The following is a 19,209-nucleotide window of genomic DNA, read 5'->3' on the forward strand; positions in this document are numbered from 1 at the left end:
AGGTGTGCCCGTGCAGATGCATGGGATGCCACATCATGGTCATGTTGGTGAAGGTGAGGCGGGCTCGTTGTCCCTGCTCGATCGTCAATGGCCGGGTGTCGTCGTAGCTGCGGCCGTTGATGGTCCAGTTGTAGCTCATCATGTCTCCGCCCAGATCCGCCGAGAGTGCTACCGCCGAACCATCGACGGGCAGCCGGACGCTGTCAGCGGCGGTGAAAGTGCTCGCGACTCCTATCCGACCATCCAACTCGCGGGGCCGAAACGCCGAATCCGGCGCAGGCCCCGAACCGGTGCGTAGCAGTGCCTGCGCCTGCGCGTTCTTACCTTCCGCCAGCGCGGTCAACGCGAAGACCCCGTCTTTGGCGGTGACGATGACGTCGTAGCGTTCGCCCATGCCGAGTAGCAGCGCATCGACCTCGGCCGGGACGATCGGGTATCCGTCGGTGTGGGTGACGGTCATGGTGTGGTCGGCCAACGCAATCCGGAACGCGGTGTCCGCGCCGGCGTTGATGATCCGTATCCGTATCCGCTGGCCGGCAGCGGCCGAGAATATTGTCGGCGCTGAAGCGATTCGGCCGTTGATCAGGTAGTACGGGTAGCTGATGTCACCGGAGTCGCCACCCAAAAGGTCGCTGAAACCAGGAGTTGCCGGTGGCGTACTGCTTCCGGTGCGCCTGCCGCCCATGCCCGGCATGTTTCCCATCCCGGATCCGCCCATCGATCCCATCCCACCGCTGTGCAGGTCGGAGAAGATCTGTTGTGGACTCGTTCCGACGCCGTCGGTCCAGTCGTCGAGGACGACGATCCACTCGGTGTCGTAGTCCCCTTTCTCGGTGGGGTCGTCGACGATGACCGGGAGATACAGTCCGTAGTCGGTGTCGAGTCCGACATGCGGATGGGCCCAATACGTTCCCGAATGAGGTACTGAGAACCGGTAGGTGCAGCTCTCATCTGGTTTGATGTTCAGGCTGGCCGGTGCGGCGCCGTCCATGTCGTTGCGCAGTGCAATGCCGTGCCAGTGCACGGAGGTGTCGTGGTCGAGTCCGTTGGTCACGGTGACCGCGAGATCGTCACCGATATTTGCGCGAATCACCTCACCAGGCATGGTGTTTCCGTAGGCGAGGGTGCGCACTCGAATCCCACCGAGATCGATGTCGGTGGGCTGCGGGTTCAGCGCGTACGCCGCCGTGCGGCCGGTGTGCGGCCGACCTGCTTCCGCCGCAGCTATCGCGTCCTTGTCGATGGCCGGAATGTTGGAGGTAGCCGGACTGGCGCATCCAGCCAGCGCTATGGCGCCTACTCCCGCAGCGGTGGACAGGAAGGTGCGCCTGCTCAGGTGCAATCCGCTGCCGTTCACATCCGTCATGACTGGTCCGCTCCTCGGCATCGCGGCCGCGCGGGCCCTGAACAAGGTTGCATCGTCATGTAGGTCGGTTCTCTCGCCCGGATCCCAGGATCGCCTTTCGAGCCCGGTACTCCTCGGCATCGATCTCACCGCGAGCGAACCGCTCATCCAACACTTCCCGAGGACCACGTTGGGCCGTTGGACCGTCAGCGCGAGACTGCCGAAACAGTGCGATCACACCCACGACGACAATCCCCCAGAAGAGGATCATCGCCACCACCATCAGCACCCAGCCACCCCAGCCCATCCCGTAACCGGTTCCGCCGTTCCACCACATCATTGCCGTTCACTCTCCTTCGACCTCCAGGATGAGCGGTGAATCCAGTGGGATCGGTATGGGTTCTGTGAAGTTTCGTTGAAGATCGCCGCGCTCGCGGGCTGATATCGGCACCGACAGCGCAGCGAAGGCCGACGATGGAAGCCATGAATACCACCGCAACGCGTCGGATCGATGATCCCCCCGGATACCGAGCGCTGGTGGTTGACGACGAACGCACGTTGACAGCAATAGTCGCCGGCTATCTCGAGCGCGAATCATTCCAGGTCAGCGCGGCGTACGACGGCCGTACAGCGTTGACGCTGGCGCGGGAAGTGGATCCGGACGTCGTGGTCCTCGACCTCGGCCTGCCAGGTCTCGACGGCATCGAAGTATGCCGGGAACTTCGCGCCTTCTCCGACGCCTACGTGGTGATGCTGACCGCGCGCAGTGACGAAGTGGACACTCTCATCGGGCTCTCCGTCGGCGCCGACGATTACATGAGCAAACCGTTCAGCCCTCGAGAGTTGGTGGCCCGTATCCGGGCCATGATGCGCAGGCCACGAAACCTGCCCGCGCACGGGAACTCGACAAGGTCCGCACATCAGGCCGAGCAACCACCCCGGCGGTTCGGGAGGTTGAGCATCGATGCGGCGGGACGTGAGGTGTTCGTCGCCGATCGACCGGCGATGTTGACCCGCACCGAATTCGACCTACTCGCTGTTCTGTCGGGTAGGCCGGGCATGGTGTTCAGTCGGCGCACCCTCATCGAGACGGTGTGGGGGGAAACGTGGACCGGAAACGAGCACTTGGTCGACGTGCATATCGGCCACTTGCGGCGCAAACTCGGCGACGACCCCGCCGCACCTATCTACGTGATGACCGTACGAGGAGTCGGCTACAAGATGGGAACAGGACAATGACCGCACCCCAAATGATGTCGAACCGAAATCACGCATCTGTGCCCCATCGGCGTGTGCGCGGTCTCGGTGTCGGTGTCCGGTTGCTGCTCGCCCAAGCACTCGTGCTGGTGGCGGGAGCCGCGACCTCCTGGGTCGTCGCCGGCCTCGTCGGTCCGGCATTGTTTCGTGAACACCTACGCCGGGCCGGTGTACCGGCGATGTCCGACGAGCAATTCCATGCAGAACAGGCATACCGCTCAGCCACCGTCATCTCCCTCACCGTCGCCACCGCCGCCGCCGCATTGTGCGCGCTCGCTGTGACCTGGTATCTGAGTCGGCGCCTGCAACGGTCCCTGGCGACAGTCTCTGCCGCTGCCGCAGACGTTTCCGCCGGACACTACGACGCCCGCGTATCCCCTCCCCACCTCGGCGACGACTTCGAAACACTCGCCGCAGCCTTCAATCAGATGGCCGCACGCCTCGAGTCGGTCGAATCAACACGACGCCGACTTCTCGCAGATCTCGCACATGAAATACGGACACCTGTTTCGGTATTGAACGCATTCATGGAAGCCCTCGAGGACGGAGTGTCATCCCTCGACAAGGACACGATCATGATGCTGCGCGGCCAAACCCACCGGCTCACCCGGTTCTCCCGCGACGTCACAGCACTCTCAGATGCCGAAGCCGCCAGTGCATCCATCGAACCCACCTGGGTCGAGCCCGACACGCTTGTCTCGACAGTCGTAGCGGCTGCAGCGGAACATTACCGAGCACATGCGATCACTCTCACGACCGATGTGCCCGCCGACCTACCACCGGTGTGGATGGACCCAGAACGGCTCGGCCAGGTACTGAGCAATCTACTCGACAACGCCCAGCGTCACACACCGCCCGGCGGACACGTCGAGATCTCCGTGCGCCGACGCGATGACGAGCTCATGATCGCCGTAACCGACAACGGGGAAGGAATTGCTGCAGAACATCTTCCGCATCTATTCGAGCGGTTCTACCGCACCGACTCGGCGCGAGATAGAGACCATGGCGGTTCCGGAATAGGTTTGGCCATAGCCAAAGCACTCACCGACGCACATGGCGGACATCTAAATGCAAGTAGCGAAGGTCCGGAATCAGGAACCACTTTCGTTGTTGCACTACCGATCCGAACCAGAAACCAGAACGAAGAACAGACATCTCCGTTACCGATGAACCGTGGTAGCAGAAAGTGATCCGACCAGCTCCGACCTGACAGGTGTATCTACTTGACTCCCACACGCGGCTTTGTTGGCCGCGGCCTCGGCCTCTTCTCGAGGTAAGGTTCGCCCTTCAAGCGAAGCCGCAGTCTCCACCAAAAGGGCTGGACGTCAAGACGATTACTCGTATTGAGCCAGGCAACGACTCACGCTTCCAGTAACACGTTGGCCGCACTGGGTTGGAAACCATTCCACAACACCCCCACTGATATCGCCCGGAGGAGCTCAACCGAATTGGTTGCTGAACGCCGCTCCAGAACAAACATTGCCGCGCTCGTCCGCTTCTCCATGTGGGATGGGCCGGGATTCACACTATGCCATCCGAAAACTCACGCTTTGCTCATCACACCCGGTTGTATCCAGACAATAATGCCCAGTCAGCTTTTTCTGGCGTAGCGCCCGCACATGGCCTGACCTCCTCGTAACCGGTTCCTGTCCCATTGAACAGCGTGGGTCCGACTTCCGCTTCTCGCGGCGTGTGATGATCTCCGTGAGTACGTCAGCAGCATGGAGAGGGGTTCTGCGATCAACGGTCCTCGGCCGGCATCTGCTGATGTCGCATTGGCGATCGTGGCCGCAACGGTCCTCGGTGTCACAGTCGGGGTTCTCCTGGCCGACGCCGTGGCCGACGCCGTGGCCGGCATCGCGGTGGGAGCCGGCACCGCTGTGGTCTTCCGCTTCGTACTGCGGACGATCATCACCAGAAATGATCGACCCGACGACGGGCAGCGATGTGGAATAACTGTGCGGGGGTGTTCGTTGTAGAGGCTGTCGATGTTCGGTTCGTTGCCCCGGGTACCACCCCCAGAAATGCCGCTTCGAGCGGCCACTTGCCGAGAGGCGCAAGACGGGCACCGACCCTGTGAAGCCGCTGGACACCTTTCGGTGCCGGCGGCTTCGTCATATCTCCTAGGGCGTCAGTAACACTGTGTTCCGCCGAGCTCGCATGGAGTCACCTCGGAGAGCGCTATCCGCCATTCCCACGGCAGTGGAAGCCACCAGATCCAACCACCTGCGATCATCTGAAAGCCTCCTCGAATACGTTGCTGCTCCAGATCAGTGACGACCGGGGAGGTCGATTGGCGGATGTGCAGTATTCCAAACGTGCAATATTCATCAGCCGCAGGACAGAACGCTGTGAATCTGTCCACCTTGATCCGATGTCTTCTCGGGTCGACCAGAATGGACGACGTGGCGAAGTACTGGAGCGAGTATCCGCTGTCCGAGATTAACGGCCAGGTGCCCAGTGCACTGCCTGCGGGTCGGTACGTCAGCGCCATTTCCAATGGACACGGAGCCCTGACCGCGTGGGTTGCGGGGCCAGGCCGGTGCTACCGGACACCGTATCCGGCATCCGCGCACCCTCCCGTACGGGTTACTCGCGGTGACCCGAGCAAAGCACCCGAGGAAGTCTGGTTCGAGCCCTATACCGAAGAAGACCTGCGGATGGTCAACGACGACGTCAACTCCTACCTCGCCGAGGCCGGAGTCCGCTTGCAACCCCGGGGGTACACATGGCACGTGCTGGTACCCGAGAGCATTCGCAATGGTGAAGAGCTGGAACACGCTCTGCGTGAGAAGAACCGATACATCGAACCGGCCGAAGTCCTCACAGCAACAGAGCGATTGTACGAATCACTGATCAGCCAGATACCGCCATCGTCCTGACGAGTCCCGCCGGTCTGCGGTCTCAGCCAGACCAAATCTGTTACACGATCATCCACAGCCACTCACGGACAGGCTGCGGAAACGGGCTCCAGCACAACCACCAATTGTCCACAATGAACCTTCCTCAATTGTGCTGTTGCACAGACTCAGTGACGTCCTGGCAGGGTTGACTTCGTCAAAAGCTTTGTCCGTGCGAAGACCTTTGAACGAGGGGTGTCGTAATGCGCCGCCACTGAATTCGCGGTCCTCCACATCGCAGACGAGCAACGGTTGAGCCCAATGGGCATCCCGATGACCGAACGCGGTGGCGCGGCGGCGGTCCTCCCCGCTCGCCGCCCGAGCCGAGTGAAAGAAGGCCCGAACATGGTTCGTCGACCCGTCACGGTTTCCACCACGTTGCGCCGACGAGGTTTTGACCGAGGAGGCCGCCATCGCCGCGATCGATCAAGCGTGCCAGCGACTACGACTACCTACCCTTCGTGCCGTCGTCGAGGACGCCGCCAATCGGCTGTCGTACTACGGATTTCTGGCAGAGTTGCTGCTTTCCGCATGCGACGACCGTGACCGCAGAAGCGTGGTGCAACGAATCAAGGGAGCGGGTTTCCCTCGTGAAAAGTGGTTGGCCGAATTCGATTTCGATGCCAACCCCAACATCAACCTGCCACCATCGGCACGCTCTCCACCGGCGACTGGATCCGCAAAGGCCAACCCTTGTGCCTGATCGGGGACTCCGGAACCGGGAAATCGCATCCACTCATCGGGCTCGGCGCCGCGGCCGCCGAACACGGTTACCGCGTTAAAAAACGTCCTCGCCACCCGGCTGGTGAACGAACTCGTCCAAGCCGCCGACGAGAACCAACTCGCACGATCGCCCGTTACGGCAGAGTGGATCTACTTTTGCTGGACGAACTTGGTTACATGGAACTCGACAAGCGAGGCGCGGAGCTCCCTTTTTCAGGTGTTGACGGAACGGGAGGAGAAGAATTCCGTGGCCATCGCTTCGAACGAGTCGTTCTCTGGTTGGACGAAGACGTTCACCGATCCGAGGCTTTGTGCGGCGATCGTGGATCGGCTCACGTTCGGCTGCAACATCATCGAAACCGGCACGGGCTCCTACCGACTCGCCCATACCCGAGCTCAGCAATCCGCCTGACAGATAGCCGTAACGGGGTAGGTCCGAAATCTCATCGAGTTGGTCATGTTTCCGATATCTGGACTGAGATGGTTGTTCGTGAGCTATGGCTGTCTACCGACCGGAGAGATTTTGGACCTTTCGCGCTGGTTCCGGCTCTGACGTACCGTCGCGGAACTCTCGCGGGAGATCCACAAGCATGTCTGTACTCCGGAACACACCGCACGCTGACCGTCACGATCTCGTGTCCAGCGCGAGCAGCGGCGCATCCGGACTCTTCACGAGAGCATCTGCGGTTGCGGACAGGGTCTTTGCGAAGAGGGTGGCGGTGGCTGCGTCGAAGAGATCGGAGGAGTAGACGAGTGCCGCCTCGATCCCGGCAGGTGCACCGGTTTCGTCGAACACTTCGGCGAAGTGAAAATGAAGGTCACACTTGGCGATGTCGAGTGGCCGCGGCGTGACCTCGAAGGTAAGCCCGTCGGATTCGAGCACTGCGGCAGGGAAGTTCTCGAACGACATTGCCACCTGGAAGAACGGATGCAGCGACGCGTGACGAGGAGGATCAAGGTAGTCGACCAGTCGCTCGAACTGCACATCACTGTGATCGTGCGCCAACAGCTCTACTCGGCGGCACTCGGCTACAAGAGAGTCGAAGTCCGCCGCAACGTCGACGTGTGTGCGAAGCACGAGTGTGTTCACGAACATGCCTACGAGGTCGTCGAGTTTCGGATGGCCCCGGCCTGCGACCGGGCTACCGACGATGATGTCGTGGTCGCCGGACAGAGCGCTCAGTGTCGCCTTCACGACGGCGTGGACGACAGTGAACATCCCGGTTTCGGCTCGCTTTGCAGACGTCGTCAACCCGCGATGGGTCTCGGGATCGAGCATGAATTCGACTCGCCCGGCCCCGAATGTCCACTTCGAGGGTCGAGTGTGGTCGAGTGGCAGAGAAATCTCGCTCGGTGCCCCGTCGAGAACCGTCGCCCAATGTTCGAGTTGACCGACAGCGAGGTCGCTAGGCGCCTCCTGCGCTCCCAGAATTTCCGTGCGCCACATGGCGTAGTCCGAGTACCGCACCGCGGTCTCCGGCCACGTCGGGTGCGTGTTCCGCGCGCGAGCCTCGTACGCGATGGACAAGTCGCGCGCGAGGATGGCGAGAGACCATCCATCTGCCGCAATGTGATGGACAACCGCCGCCAACAGATGATCGTCCCGACCGTATGCACACACGATCAAGCGAATGGGGATCTCGGAACGCACATCGAAACCCCGAGAGAGCGTCTGGTGAACGATCGCTCTTGCATCGCTCGAATTCCCTTCGACCACTTGAAGTCCGCGCGGAATCCAGTCCGGATTCACCACTAGCGGGCGGGGCGAACCCGCGACATCCGGATACACGGTTCGAAGTGTTTCGTGCCTGACCATTACGTCATGCACGGCCGAAGCCAACGCGTCGTGGTCGAGTCTGCCACGCACGCGAATTGTGAAGGGCAGGTTGTACAGAGCAGGCGAGGTGAGTTCTCGACCGATATATTCCTGTGCAGGTGAAAGCAGCGGCGTCGAGGCGTCGACGGCCTGTTCCAGTGGTGGCACCCACCCGACGTGTTGGCCGAAGGAACTCGCGAGCGCGACGGCGCTCGGCGAGTCGAACAGATCACGAACACCGAGGTTTATGCCGAAATCGGCGTTGAGGCGGCCGATCACTCGAGTTGCAGACAATGAGTCTCCCCCGAGATCGAAGAACGAATCGCTGTGGCCGATCTCGGTGGCCGTGAGCACTTCCTCGAAGGTACGGACAATGCGGGACTCGATCGGTGTTGCGACCCGTACCGCTTCTCTCCGCTCGAACGTGGGAGCGGGGAGCGCGCCCCGATCGACTTTCTTGTTCGTGGTGAGCGGAACCGCGTCGATGCGAATCACGACGACCGGGACCATGTATTCCGGCAACTTCTGTGTCAGAAGGCGTTCGATACTCGCATCCGAGTCCAAGATTCCCGAGTGCAGTTTCACGTAACTCACCAGCGCCGGCGAGCCGTTGGCCAGATCGCGGACTAACGTCGTGGCGAACTCGACCGACGGGTGGCTGTACAGGACGGAATCGATCTCACCGAGTTCGATTCGGCGCCCACGCACCTTCACCTGATCGTCTGTGCGACCGAGGAATTCGAGTTGGGCGTCGACTGTCCATCGGACCCGATCGCCGCTTCGGAACATGCGCTGCCCGGCTGAAAGAGTGGACGCAACGAAACGCGCAGCCGTCTCCCCCGCTCTCCCCTCGTATCCTCTGGCCAAACCAGGTCCCGACAGGTAGAGCTCCCCCGCGGCCCCGGTGGACAACGGCTCGAGCGATGCGTCGAGAACCACCGCCTCGACTCCGTGCATGAGCCGCCCGAGTGTCACACGATCGTCGACGTTCAAGACGTCGGTGATGGTGACACTGCATGTCGCCTCGGTAGGACCGTACGCGCTTCGAACACGCACGAACGGCGCCCACCGGCGCATCAGTTCGTGCGGTAACTTCTCGCCACCGACTATCAGGAATTTCAAACAGGGCACCCGTTCCGGAGCCAATGTTGTGAGCGCCGAGGGTGTTACGAGTAGATGTGTCACGTCGTGTCGGCGGATGAGGTCTTCCAGCTCGAATCCACCAACGATCTCCGGTGGGCAGATCACCGACGAGGCGCCGAACAGAGCGGGAGCGAGCATCTCTACGACAGAGGTGTCAAAACTGGTTGAAGCACAATGCATTACGACAGAGCGTGAATCGAGCTCGTATTTCTCGCGAATGTCGGCGGCCAAATTGGCCAGGCCACGGTGAGTGACCGACACCGCTTTGGGCCGGCCGGTGGAGCCGGAGGTGAAGATCATGTAGGCCCGATGATCGGCATGTGAGGGCTCGGCGTCGAAGGACGGCCCTAGAGCATCGGGGTCACGGTCCAAAAACAGCCACTCGAGGTCGTACGGCAGCGAATTTCGCAGCCCGAAAGTCGTGAGCCCGATCTTCGGTTTGCATACACCGAGCATGTCCACGAGCCGTTCGGCGGGGTGGGCCGGATCGATCGGTACGTATGTGGCTCCCACTCGCGCCACAGCCCACATTGCCAGGACCGATTCGATGGATCGCGGGATCGCCACGACGACAACATCATCGGGGCCTACATCGACGGACTTCAAATGCCGACTCCAGAGTCCCGCCATCCGATCGAGGTGCCCGTAGGTCCACGATCTGTCACCGTCGGTGATGGCAACCGAATCGACAGCGCGGTGCACTGCGGAACGCAGAAGAGAATCAAGACTTCTGGGCTCGATCGAAGGATCGCCGCGCGCCGGCCTCGTGGCTCCCAGCTCGGCATCCGTCCACAGGGGCGGAGCAGGATGATCCGGCGGCGTGTCGACGAATGCCTCGAGAAACCGAACGAATCGATCATGATGCGCAGAAAGTTCGGCAGAGCTGTACAGCGCACCATTGGCCTCGAGATCGACACGAACGTTCCCTGTGTAACCGGGGTAGACGTTGAGCGCAATGTCGTCGACCGGTCCGGTCGTGAGTACCTCGACGTGACCTCGTACCGCACCCAAGGTCAGGGTCCTGTCGAACAACATGACGTTGACGACCGGACCGAAAGATTGCACTCTTGACTTCCGTCGACCGTCAGTCAGAGCGGACATGTCCTCCCGGCGGTAACGTTGGTGCCGAAGTGCCTCGCTCAGTGAGCTTTCGACAACGCATACCGCCGAGGAGGGTGTCGATGCACCCACGCCGCGAAGTACCAGAGGAACCACGTTCGACATCGCGCCTGGCAACGATCTCGACGCAGCAGTCACTCGCCCGGACACCGGCAGAGACAAACACAGGTCGTCGACACCACACATCAGTGCGACGTATGACGCGAACGCCGATATCACCGTTGCTGCCGAGAGATCGGACAGTGGCACTGTGCCACTCGCTCGCAGCGTACTTCCCCGAGAAGTGCCCGTCGCGCTCGCTCCCAAGACCGGAGAGGAGGGAACTGACCGGAGTTTCTCGTGCCAGAATTCTCGATCGCGGACACAGCGCGGTGATTCTCGGTATCGGCTTTCCTGGCGGGCAACCGCCGCCACGCGATCCGACACAACCGAGTCGACCTGATCCGGCCTCACCGGGCCAGCGGACAGATAGATCTCGGCGGTGCGGCGCATCAGAAGTGCAGCGGAGTAACCGTCGAGTGCGATGTGATGCGCACGGTAGTACCAGAACCAGCGATGAGGGCCGACCTGCAACAGATTGGCGACGGTGAGGGCAGTATCCGGAGCAAGAGTCGCCGTGCTCCACTCTCGATTCATCCACGTCATCGCTGCACGGACGGGATCGTCGTATCGACGGAAATCCAGCCTTCCGCCGATCAGCGTCAGATCAGGGTCTTCGTCCAATTCGGGCACTCCATCCGTCACACGTAGACGAAGGCCCGCAACGCCGAACTCACGGTGCGCGGCGACTGTCGATGATTCCAGCCGAGATGCGTCCAGCTCACCGTTCAGATCAACGAACTGAGCTATGACAAACGGCGACGCCGGTTCAAGGGACTGAGCGAACCACAACGAGCGTTGTGCAGCTGTCAACGGCGTCATCGTCTCGCTCGGATCACGACGATCTCCTCAGTGACCTGGTCAGGGTCGATGACGCCGATCGACTCCAGGTATCGCCTGCGCGACAGCAAGACCGGGCCGAAAGGAATCGAGGTCCTCGAGACCACCGATGCCTCGAGATCGTGGTCGGCGAACAGTTCGACGGTGCGATCGATGCCGCTGAGTGCGGACTGGATCAGCAATATCGTTCCCTCCTTCTGCAGAACACCCGGTGCCGTGGCACATATGCGATCGAGCAACAGGCGTCCGTCATTGCCGCCGTCCCAACTACGAGCACGGCCGGTGCGCGGCGCACGGTCGTCCACGGACGGAACATAGGGCGGGTTCGAGACGACGAGGTCGAATCGACGACCGTGAAACGGGGTCAGGAGATCTCCGTGACGGGCTTGGATTCTGTGACCGCGGAGTCGCCCGTTCATCCAGGTGCACACCGCGGCACGTCGTGAGATATCCACGGCGAAAATCGTTCCCGCCCCGGCCTTGGCCGCACACACACTCAACGCACCACTACCGGAGCACAGATCGAGAACCTGAGAAGACGCATCCAACTTCTCGGCGCGTACTGCGTCGGAGATGAGGCGAGTATCGCTCTGAGGCGCATAGACACCGGGAAATCGAATCATCACACTGCGCTCCTGCCGTGGACTTGCTCGGTGGATGTCTACGACTCCTCCTGCCAGACTGCCTTCGCTCCGCTCTCCCCGATTCGATAGACCTGGACCATCGAACCAACGGCCGCCACGATTACCAATGCCGCTATCGCCACTGTCACGACTCGGAGCAGCGTCGAACTGTCGGACAGTGAAGTTCGTGCGGTTCGCCACTCGGTGAATCTGTTGGTATGCAGAACCCACCATATCGCCGCGAACACGAACACCGCGATGGACCAGATCAGAAGTTGATCACCGAGTTCGGCGTGAATCTCGATCAACTCGCTGTGGGGCGAATTGTGTTCGAGCCATTCACCTGCATCGGTCGTGATCGGAACGAGTATCAACGTGACGAGGGCGATGGCCGGTGGGAAAATGCCGAGCCTGCGCCGAGCACTCGGCCACAGAACGGAGCAGAGAACCAGAACCGCCGAGAGCGGAGCCAACACGACAACGAAATGAACGAGGAGTGGGTGAGCGGGTAATCCGCCGATCGTGGTCAGGCCCATGTCGATCAACGTAGGCAGGATTTCTTGGAGAGTTCTGGGGATCGTGGTCGAACGTGCTCGGTGTCACCGAGCTACCGGCAGCACAATCTCGAAGGACGAGCCGACATCCGGTCTCGATTCGACGAAGACTTTCCCTCGGTGCGCGTGCGCGATCTCGCGTACCAAGGACAATCCGATGCCGTATCGCCGGCTACCGGCGGGTTGAGTCGGGCCGTGTGAGAATCGGTCGAACAGAATCGGAACCGCTTCAGGTTCGATTCCGATTCCGGTATCGCTCACGCGGATTCTGACGTGGTCGCGATCTCCCTCGACGCGGAGAACGACGTGCCCTCCTGGACGCTCGTGAGCAAGCGCATTGTCGACAAGCGCGAGAACACCTCGGCGCAAAGCCGATTCGATCCCCAAGACCACTGGCTCTCCAGTTCCGGCCTTGCTCACGTCGACGGAAACGCCGGATTTCTGAGCATGATCGGCCACACTGTCACGGACTTTCTCACACACTGCCGCCATGTCCACTCGATTCCGGGGTTGTCCGCTGTCGTCCATTGATGCGGCCATCAACAGGTCCTCGATGACTTCGCCGAGGGCCCGAGTGTCGTCCACCAGCCCGTTGAGCTGCGAAACAAGCTCAGAAGACTCGAGCGAGTCTCCGCGTCGAGCCAAAAGTTGTGCACGGGTGTGCAGTACGGTCAACGGCGCACGTAGTTCGTGCGATGCATCGGCGACAAAACGACGTTGCAGCTCAAGCGCCTGCGTGAGTGGCTGAATCGCACGTCTGGACAACAACACCACCACGCCCACAGATGCAGCAATTCCTGTGAGTTCGGCAAACCCGAGTGCGAGAAGCAATCGCTGCCTTCCTGATTCATAAGGCCCCAGTGCCGCGATCACGACAACGCGACCTTCCGCACCGTCTGAGACGAGGGCCCTGAAGTTACTGTCGCCATCGGTGAAATCCGAATACCCAGCAGGCGCATCCAAAAGTTCTGCGGTCCCTGTGGGGGCATGCACGCTCACGGTCTCCACGCCACCATTGGAACGAAAGGCCAGCGACATACCGGGTGGAGGATCGTCCGCATCGTCTGCTGTGGCTGCAACCTCGGTTAGTGCAGAACGAATCTGACGATCCTGTGCCCGCGCATACCCCACGTAGGACACCGCTCCGACGATCAGCAACACGGCACCGAGAGCAATGGCGGCTTGGACCGCAGCTGAACGTCCGGCTCGCCGTAGGCGCACCTCGTCACCGAACCCGATCACGGACGACTGCCTGTCCTTGTTTTTGCTGCGGACAATCATGATCCGAGCCGGTATCCGAGTCCGTGGACGGTGGCGACGACGTCCCTGCCCAGTTTCCGCCTGAGATAGTGGACATAAGTGTCAACGGTGCCTGGAGTATCGGCACTTCCGAAGACACGCCCCAGAAGCTGAGTCCGAGAAAAGACCTGCCCAGGCGATGCGCACAGAAATCCGAGCAGTTCGCTCTCGCGTTCGGACAACGAGGTCACCGATCCGGACTCGGTGTCGGTAGCCGTCCGGTTCGCTCGATCGATTTCCCACCTTCCGACCACGATCGGCACTACGGAGGTTCGGCGACGCAACAGGGCACGCATTCGAGCCAACAACTCGGGGATCTCGAAGGGTTTGACCAAGTAGTCCTCGGCACCGGCATCGAGTCCCTCCACACGATCGGCAACGGAACCGCGAGCAGTGAGGATCAACGACGGTACTGAGCAATCCCTCGCCCGAAGGGTTTTGAGCAACTCCACGCCGCCGATGACCGGTACTCCACGATCGAAGACGAAAGCATCGTAGGTGCGAGTCAACGCCAGATGCAGACCGACTTGTCCGTCATGAGCTACGTCCACGTCGTGCCCTTCCTCCTCGAAGAGGTCCGCGAGCATGCCGGCCAATTGACGGTCGTCCTCGACAAGGAGAATTCGTGGTTTCGCGCCCATGCCTGCGAGCCTGCCACGTCCGTTCTGAGAACTCTCCAAGATTGAAGCGCGATCGTGGAACTCGGAGCTCTCCGACGGCACTACCGATTCCCAGCAGCTTCACAGCAGACACGCAGCCCTGGACAAGCACCTCGGCCGATTGTTGAGTTCTCCATCGAATCTTCGAGAGCAGGCATCATATGGATACACCGGAAGACGGATTTCGACACACCCGAATCGTCACCGGGGCCCTCGTGGCATTCGGAGTCGTCGGTGTTGTCGGCGGAACAGTACTTGCCTATTCGGATACGCAGGCCACGGCCACCACAGCGACCACGGACGAAGCCAAGCAATCGAGCAGTCCGTCTGGCGGTAGTACAGCTCCGAACTCGCAATCGACAACTACCCCAACCGCGGCGGCGCCGAAGCTGTCGAGCGGGAGTTCCACCTCCCACGCTCGATCGGCCGGATCGTGACCACCTCCCCGATCGTCGCGAGTTCCATATGGAGGGTGTGGGGCCTCGAGTCCTCGGTCGTGGTGACAAAACCGGAATCGATTCAATCGGCCAGGTCGATCATCGACGAGCGTCTTCGCGAAATAGAGTTGGCATGCAGCCGATTTCGCAACGATTCGGAAGTTCGGGCGTTCGAGAATGCAGGAGGAATGCCGGTCGAAGTGAGCAGCACCCTTGCCCGGCTGATCCAGACAGCACTCGATGGCGCCGAGCGCACTGACGGAGCCGTCGACCCGACCATCGGCGCAGCGCTCGTCGCGCTCGGATATGACCGCGATTTCGCGCTGATCGAAGGCAGGGACGTACCGATCAAGACGTCGTTCGTGTCTACTCCGCAGTGGACCTCGGTCAGGCTCGACGGACAAACGGTCACAGTTCCCTCGGGCGTCCAACTCGACCTCGGGGCAACGGCAAAGGCACTTGCAGCAGACGAATGTGCGCAAGCCGTCAGTATGTCGCTCGCCTGCGGCGTGCTGGTGTGCCTCGGCGGAGACATCGCTACCGCCGGACCGGCGCCAGACGGTGGGTGGATCGTCCTCGTCCAAGACGGCGACGACGCCCCGGCCGATACGGTCGCCATTGCAGGCGGGACAGCCATCGCTACATCGAGCACCAGGAAGCGTCGATGGTCGCAGAACGGTAGACACGTGCACCACATCGTCGATCCGCGGAGCGGCACCAGCGTTGATGCCGCATGGCAGACGGTCACCGTCGGCGCGGACAGTTGTGTGTCGGCAAACCTCGCGAGCACCGCCTGCATCGTCCGAGGTTTCGAAGGGGCACGGGACCTCCTGAACACGGGCCTACCGGCGCGACTGGTGGACCGTGCTGGTGAGATCCGCCTACTGAACGGATGGCCGACGGACGATGCGGTCGCCACTGGCAGAAGGGAACCCTAGTCGTGGACGAAGCACTGTGGGCATTGGGTCGAGGCACAGGTATCACCGCTCTCGTGTTCCTGACGATGTCGATGGTTCTCGGAATCGTCACACGGTCGGGGAGAGCTCTAGCGGGACTACCTCGATTCGGCGTACAGAACGTCCACAGGGCCGCCGCCTTGATCGGGGTGATCCTCGTAGTCGTACACATGCTGGCACTGTTGGCCGATCCATACGCACAATTGAAACTCGTCGACTTCGTCTTCCCCTTCCTGGGTAACTATCGTGCCTTCTGGCTCGGAATGGGCACCCTCGCGTTCGATATTCTCATCGCAGTGTCCTTGACAGGACTACTGCGAAATCGCATAGGAAACAAAACTTTTCGAATCGTTCATTGGAGCGCGTACGCCCTGTGGCCGATCGCGTTCGCACACGGACTGGGAAACGGAACGGACTCAGGACACACGTGGTTTCTCACCATCGCCATCGGATCAGCCGTCGCGGTGGCCGGAGCAGTTCTCTGGCGACTCCGAACAGACTTCGTCGAATTCTCGACCCTGCGCCTCACAGAAAGGACATGACGTGACAACCGAATCCACCCGTGTCGGACTTCTCGCCGCATGCTCACCCGATCTAGCCACCCACACGGCCCTCCACGGCCACAACCCACGCTCGTCACCAGGTACCTTGAGCCGACAGCTCGCCGATGCGGGTCTCCACGGGAAAGGTGGGGCGGCATTTTCCACTGCGCGAAAACTCGATTCCGTAACTGGACGGCGTGTCGTGGTCATCGCAAACGGCAGCGAAGGCGAACCGCTCAGCGACAAGGATGCAGTACTACTCGAACGTGCGCCGCACCTCGTCCTCGACGGCTTACAACTCGTCGCACACGAGTACGAAAGCGAAGAAACATACCTGTACGCAGGATCGCAGCAGCTTCAATTCGTACGGAATGCGTTGCAAGAAAGAAGGACTGCCGGGCTGACCGAGTCCTCGGTCACACTCGTGGCTTCACCGAAGACATTCATCAGCGGCGAGACATCCGCGGTAGTCGGAACGATCGAAGGCCGAGCACCCATCCCTCGAGACCGCTCGGTACACAGCACCGTGGCCGGGCTGAACGGTCGACCCACCGTGGTTCACAATGTCGAGACACTGGCACACATCGCACTCATCGCCCGATACGGACCCGAGTGGTTTCGCACGCGAGGGCTGGGCGACGCGTCGGGGACCACCTTGATCACCCTGTCAGGTGATGTGACCGTGAGTGGTGTCGTCGAGATCCCGATGGGAATTCCATTGGATCAGTTGGTGACCCAGTATTCACGTACTGATACTGCGTCGATCAGAGCAGTCCTCGTCGGCGGGTTTCACGGAGGTTGGGTCGATGCGCAAGACTTGCCGACCACAAACATGACAACAACGGCTTTGGCGACGGTCGGTGCTTCGCCCGGCGCCGGAGTCATTCACGTACTGGGTCACGCAAGGTGTGGTCTGAAGACTTCAGCCGACATCGTTGAGTATCTCGCCGATCAAAGCGCTCGTCAGTGTGGACCGTGCATCAACGGAATGCCCCGAATGGCACGCGCGTTGTCCGATATTGCCTATCGCTCAGGGGCGGCCCACACCCAGGAGTCGATCCGATATCTGGCGGATCTGATCGAAGGGCGTGGGACATGCAAACATCCGGACGGGACAGTGAGATTCGTGAAGAGTTCCCTTCGCGTTTTCCAGCACGATCTCCGAATGCACGCTGCAGGAGCCTGCGAGGTCGGCACACGGATGGGAGCCGCATCATGAGCACAAAATCGCCCAAAGTCCTACACATCGATTGGACTACGTGTGAAGGTCGAGGACTCTGCACAGAATTGCTGCCGACCCTACTGACGCGTGACGAATGGGGATACCCACTCCCATACGATCGCCGACGTGAGCCACACATCCCCACCGAACTCAAAACGGACGCCCAACGCGCCGTCAAACTCTGCCCCAAAGCCTCATTGCGGATTATCTCGAGGCCGGACCGATAGAATCTCAGGCCACGTCAACGGCGGACGAGTCCAATGCCGTGCAGGCGAGAGCGCTTCTGGCCCAGTCATATTCGAAGATCGACGAACTGTCGGCGCGTATCGAATCCGCGTCGCGACTGGTGCGGGGTCCGCGTCCGGTCGCTCCCGCATTGGCGTCGGCGGCGCGCACCGACGCGGCGGCTGCGCAAGAACCTTCATCGGGTGCATGCTCTGGTCGAGCAATCGATATGCCGCTTTCGAGCACGGTGATCAAAAGCCGACAGCCGCCCTGGACACAGTCACGTCCAGGTTCGGTCACGACGACAGGCACAGTGCTCACGGATTCCGTGAAATGCGAATTTCTCGAACACGCACCCCTCATTTGCAACAGTAATTCCCAGAGACGAATTGTTACGCTCTCGATCGGTCACGTGTTCACTGCTAAATCGTCCGTGGCGCTGATCGTAGGCGATCTCCGACAAACAACGCGTTTCCTTCGAGATCGTGGCGGGATTTACGCGCCGCCGTCGGTGTCCCATCGTTGCAGGGCTCGGCGTGGATCGGTGAAGGGAGCTGCATCCCCAAGGACAAGGCCTAGAAGTTCGGGGACCGTCTCACCATTGCAGTAAGGGTTCGAGGCAGCGTCCAGCAGTACTGCCGCAATGGCGGCATCGGTTGATGGGGGAACGACGAGGAACACCCATCGCGTGCGATCCAATCCGATCAACGAGATCGTATGCCTGGGATGAAAGTGGTAGCCGTCCAGCTTTACTCGCCGTTGGTGACACGAAAGCCGGTTTGTCGACGGTTCCCACTCGGCACTGTTGTAGATAACCCGCTCGATGGGCCCGGTGGCGACGAGGAGCGCCGACAGTAAAGGGCCTGCCTCTACCGCCAGATCCGCTGTGCGTGGCCACCACCCGCCATCCACGTTTCCTGGACGGCCTCTCCAATCGAGGACCGAAAGGCGCACTCTACTAACAGAATCGATGCCTGTATGTGCCGTGTCCTGAATCAGCGTCTGCGGATCGGCGAATCTGATGGACATTGGTCCTGCTCTCGTCATCATGCACTGCAGCGCCTCATCGATGGATGAACACTTCAGCACCACGGTATGCGCAGATCGTGCTGGTATGCAGGGTCCGAAGTCATCCATATCGGTGAGAGAACTGTCTTCCAGTATCGACGCCAGGTGACGACTGCGCCGCTGGCTTTCCACCCTGGCGACGGCCGCTATGAAACTCGTGGTGAATGAACATGGCCGGACGAATGGTCTTTCGGAAAATCTCGGTGACTTCCTCCCCTTACCGCCGCGAAGAATACAGGCCAAGCTGAATCAACGCCACACGCCTCGGACTCAAAGGACTCTCATGCGCACCGTTTCGTTCAACCTCTTGGTATTCAAGGGGTTTCCGCGCCTCAAGGTGTCATCCGCCCCGAGCCGCGGGTGTCGGCAAGGGCATCGCCCC

21 protein-coding genes and 1 pseudogene are annotated in these 19,209 nt (G+C 60.9%); 12 read left to right on the top strand and 10 right to left on the bottom strand.

Translation table 11 applies throughout. The annotated features are described in order from the left end of the window. Together RE4_RS26345 and RE4_RS26350 are read right to left on the bottom strand one after the other, a co-directional pair. The coding region (locus RE4_RS26345) for a multicopper oxidase family protein (RefSeq protein ID WP_044480450.1) at positions 1 to 1,366 on the bottom strand (1,366 nt) is incomplete at its 3' end. A gap of 55 nt (positions 1,367 to 1,421) precedes the next feature. Beyond that, complete coding sequence (locus RE4_RS26350) at positions 1,422 to 1,685, bottom strand: SHOCT domain-containing protein (RefSeq protein ID WP_024487675.1); 264 nt, start codon at positions 1,683 to 1,685, stop codon at positions 1,422 to 1,424. A 134-nt stretch (positions 1,686 to 1,819) separates the two neighbouring features. Between RE4_RS26350 and RE4_RS26355 the strand changes: the two genes are divergently transcribed. The 4 genes from RE4_RS26355 (at position 1,820) to RE4_RS26370 (ending at position 5,484) form a co-directional block, all read left to right on the top strand. Beyond that, entirely contained in the window at positions 1,820 to 2,584 is a 765-nt protein-coding gene (locus RE4_RS26355) for a response regulator (protein WP_024487676.1), read from the top strand. Further along, positions 2,581 to 3,792, top strand: coding sequence for a sensor histidine kinase (locus tag RE4_RS26360; RefSeq protein ID WP_024487677.1), 1,212 nt, complete (start codon positions 2,581 to 2,583; stop codon positions 3,790 to 3,792). The genes RE4_RS26355 and RE4_RS26360 overlap by 4 nt, the downstream gene beginning before the upstream one ends. Positions 3,793 to 4,323: 531 nt before the next feature. Next, entirely contained in the window at positions 4,324 to 4,581 is a 258-nt protein-coding gene (locus tag RE4_RS26365; protein ID WP_024487678.1) for a hypothetical protein, read from the top strand. A 426-nt stretch (positions 4,582 to 5,007) separates the two neighbouring features. Next, positions 5,008 to 5,484 carry a DUF5956 family protein gene (locus tag RE4_RS26370; protein ID WP_127160084.1) on the top strand — a complete coding sequence of 159 codons (477 nt, stop codon included), beginning with the start codon at positions 5,008 to 5,010 and terminating at the stop codon, positions 5,482 to 5,484. Positions 5,485 to 5,532: 48 nt separating this feature from the next. Here RE4_RS26370 and RE4_RS31875 read toward each other — a convergent pair whose 3' ends face one another. Beyond that, positions 5,533 to 5,916, bottom strand: coding sequence for an ATP dependent DNA ligase (locus RE4_RS31875; RefSeq protein ID WP_367187216.1), 384 nt, complete (start codon positions 5,914 to 5,916; stop codon positions 5,533 to 5,535). Here RE4_RS31875 and RE4_RS31880 point away from each other — a divergent pair. From RE4_RS31880 to RE4_RS31890, 3 genes and pseudogenes are all read left to right on the top strand, one after another. Then, a complete protein-coding gene (locus RE4_RS31880; RefSeq protein ID WP_024487680.1) occupies positions 5,897 to 6,205 on the top strand; it encodes an ATP-binding protein in 309 nt (102 codons plus the stop codon). The two genes, RE4_RS31875 and RE4_RS31880, sit on opposite strands and share 20 nt — an antisense overlap. Continuing rightward, positions 6,100 to 6,354 (top strand): annotated as a pseudogene (locus RE4_RS31885) (ATP-binding protein); the annotation flags it as partial. The gene RE4_RS31880 and the pseudogene RE4_RS31885, both read left to right, overlap by 106 nt. A 118-nt stretch (positions 6,355 to 6,472) precedes the next feature. After that, positions 6,473 to 6,637 (top strand): ATP-binding protein, encoded by a 165-nt coding sequence (locus tag RE4_RS31890; RefSeq protein WP_169801352.1) that lies wholly within the window; start codon positions 6,473 to 6,475, stop codon positions 6,635 to 6,637. A 213-nt stretch (positions 6,638 to 6,850) separates the two neighbouring features. Here the strand turns inward: RE4_RS31890 and RE4_RS26380 are convergent, their stop codons facing one another. The 5 genes from RE4_RS26380 to RE4_RS26400 all read right to left on the bottom strand — a co-directional run bounded on the left by RE4_RS26380 (position 6,851) and on the right by RE4_RS26400 (position 14,359). Beyond that, entirely contained in the window at positions 6,851 to 11,224 is a 4,374-nt protein-coding gene (locus RE4_RS26380; protein WP_024487681.1) for a non-ribosomal peptide synthetase, read from the bottom strand. Then, positions 11,221 to 11,868: a HemK2/MTQ2 family protein methyltransferase gene (locus tag RE4_RS26385; RefSeq protein WP_024487682.1), complete on the bottom strand. Its 648-nt coding sequence runs from the start codon at positions 11,866 to 11,868 to the stop codon at positions 11,221 to 11,223. Before RE4_RS26385 ends, RE4_RS26380 begins: the two co-directional genes overlap by 4 nt. A 35-nt stretch (positions 11,869 to 11,903) precedes the next feature. Continuing rightward, entirely contained in the window at positions 11,904 to 12,401 is a 498-nt protein-coding gene (locus tag RE4_RS26390) for a DUF2231 domain-containing protein (RefSeq protein WP_024487683.1), read from the bottom strand. A 63-nt stretch (positions 12,402 to 12,464) separates the two neighbouring features. Then, positions 12,465 to 13,700 (bottom strand): sensor histidine kinase, encoded by a 1,236-nt coding sequence (locus tag RE4_RS26395; RefSeq protein ID WP_024487684.1) that lies wholly within the window; start codon positions 13,698 to 13,700, stop codon positions 12,465 to 12,467. Further along, entirely contained in the window at positions 13,697 to 14,359 is a 663-nt protein-coding gene (locus RE4_RS26400) for a response regulator transcription factor (protein WP_230544105.1), read from the bottom strand. Before RE4_RS26400 ends, RE4_RS26395 begins: the two co-directional genes overlap by 4 nt. A 179-nt stretch (positions 14,360 to 14,538) precedes the next feature. Between RE4_RS26400 and RE4_RS26405 the strand changes: the two genes are divergently transcribed. The 5 genes from RE4_RS26405 (at position 14,539) to RE4_RS30845 (ending at position 17,761) form a co-directional block, all read left to right on the top strand. Further along, positions 14,539 to 14,814, top strand: a complete 276-nt coding sequence (locus RE4_RS26405; protein WP_024487686.1) for a hypothetical protein — start codon at positions 14,539 to 14,541, stop codon at positions 14,812 to 14,814. A gap of 62 nt (positions 14,815 to 14,876) precedes the next feature. Continuing rightward, positions 14,877 to 15,752 carry an FAD:protein FMN transferase gene (locus RE4_RS26410; protein WP_230544107.1) on the top strand — a complete coding sequence of 292 codons (876 nt, stop codon included), beginning with the start codon at positions 14,877 to 14,879 and terminating at the stop codon, positions 15,750 to 15,752. A gap of 2 nt (positions 15,753 to 15,754) precedes the next feature. After that, positions 15,755 to 16,312 carry a ferric reductase-like transmembrane domain-containing protein gene (locus RE4_RS26415; protein ID WP_024487688.1) on the top strand — a complete coding sequence of 186 codons (558 nt, stop codon included), beginning with the start codon at positions 15,755 to 15,757 and terminating at the stop codon, positions 16,310 to 16,312. 1 nt (position 16,313) lies between these two features. After that, complete coding sequence (locus RE4_RS26420; protein ID WP_230544106.1) at positions 16,314 to 17,531, top strand: NADH-ubiquinone oxidoreductase-F iron-sulfur binding region domain-containing protein; 1,218 nt, start codon at positions 16,314 to 16,316, stop codon at positions 17,529 to 17,531. After that, complete coding sequence (locus tag RE4_RS30845; RefSeq protein WP_080666660.1) at positions 17,528 to 17,761, top strand: ferredoxin; 234 nt, start codon at positions 17,528 to 17,530, stop codon at positions 17,759 to 17,761. The genes RE4_RS26420 and RE4_RS30845 overlap by 4 nt, the downstream gene beginning before the upstream one ends. Before the next feature lie 4 nt (positions 17,762 to 17,765). Here the strand turns inward: RE4_RS30845 and RE4_RS31100 are convergent, their stop codons facing one another. After that, a complete protein-coding gene (locus RE4_RS31100) occupies positions 17,766 to 18,080 on the bottom strand; it encodes a hypothetical protein (protein ID WP_155250630.1) in 315 nt (104 codons plus the stop codon). A gap of 174 nt (positions 18,081 to 18,254) precedes the next feature. Continuing rightward, a complete protein-coding gene (locus tag RE4_RS26430) occupies positions 18,255 to 18,896 on the bottom strand; it encodes a DUF5994 family protein (protein WP_306305305.1) in 642 nt (213 codons plus the stop codon). Between the last annotated feature and the right edge of the window lie 313 nt (positions 18,897 to 19,209).

This window comes from Rhodococcus erythropolis NBRC 15567 (assembly GCF_001552595.1).
Classification (GTDB): domain Bacteria; phylum Actinomycetota; class Actinomycetes; order Mycobacteriales; family Mycobacteriaceae; genus Rhodococcus_F; species Rhodococcus_F erythropolis.

Coding starts and splice junctions, on each gene's coding strand:
- RE4_RS26350 (WP_024487675.1), bottom strand. CDS start 1,685: ATGATGTGGTGGAACGGCGGAACCGGTTACGGGATGGGCTGGGGTGGC.
- RE4_RS26355 (WP_024487676.1), top strand. CDS start 1,820: ATGGAAGCCATGAATACCACCGCAACGCGTCGGATCGATGATCCCCCC.
- RE4_RS26360 (WP_024487677.1), top strand. CDS start 2,581: ATGACCGCACCCCAAATGATGTCGAACCGAAATCACGCATCTGTGCCC.
- RE4_RS26365 (WP_024487678.1), top strand. CDS start 4,324: ATGGAGAGGGGTTCTGCGATCAACGGTCCTCGGCCGGCATCTGCTGAT.
- RE4_RS31875 (WP_367187216.1), bottom strand. CDS start 5,916: ATGGCGGCCTCCTCGGTCAAAACCTCGTCGGCGCAACGTGGTGGAAAC.
- RE4_RS26380 (WP_024487681.1), bottom strand. CDS start 11,224: ATGACGCCGTTGACAGCTGCACAACGCTCGTTGTGGTTCGCTCAGTCC.
- RE4_RS26390 (WP_024487683.1), bottom strand. CDS start 12,401: ATGGGCCTGACCACGATCGGCGGATTACCCGCTCACCCACTCCTCGTT.
- RE4_RS26395 (WP_024487684.1), bottom strand. CDS start 13,700: ATGATTGTCCGCAGCAAAAACAAGGACAGGCAGTCGTCCGTGATCGGG.
- RE4_RS26400 (WP_230544105.1), bottom strand. CDS start 14,359: ATGGGCGCGAAACCACGAATTCTCCTTGTCGAGGACGACCGTCAATTG.
- RE4_RS26405 (WP_024487686.1), top strand. CDS start 14,539: ATGGATACACCGGAAGACGGATTTCGACACACCCGAATCGTCACCGGG.
- RE4_RS30845 (WP_080666660.1), top strand. CDS start 17,528: ATGAGCACAAAATCGCCCAAAGTCCTACACATCGATTGGACTACGTGT.
- RE4_RS26430 (WP_306305305.1), bottom strand. CDS start 18,896: ATGGATGACTTCGGACCCTGCATACCAGCACGATCTGCGCATACCGTG.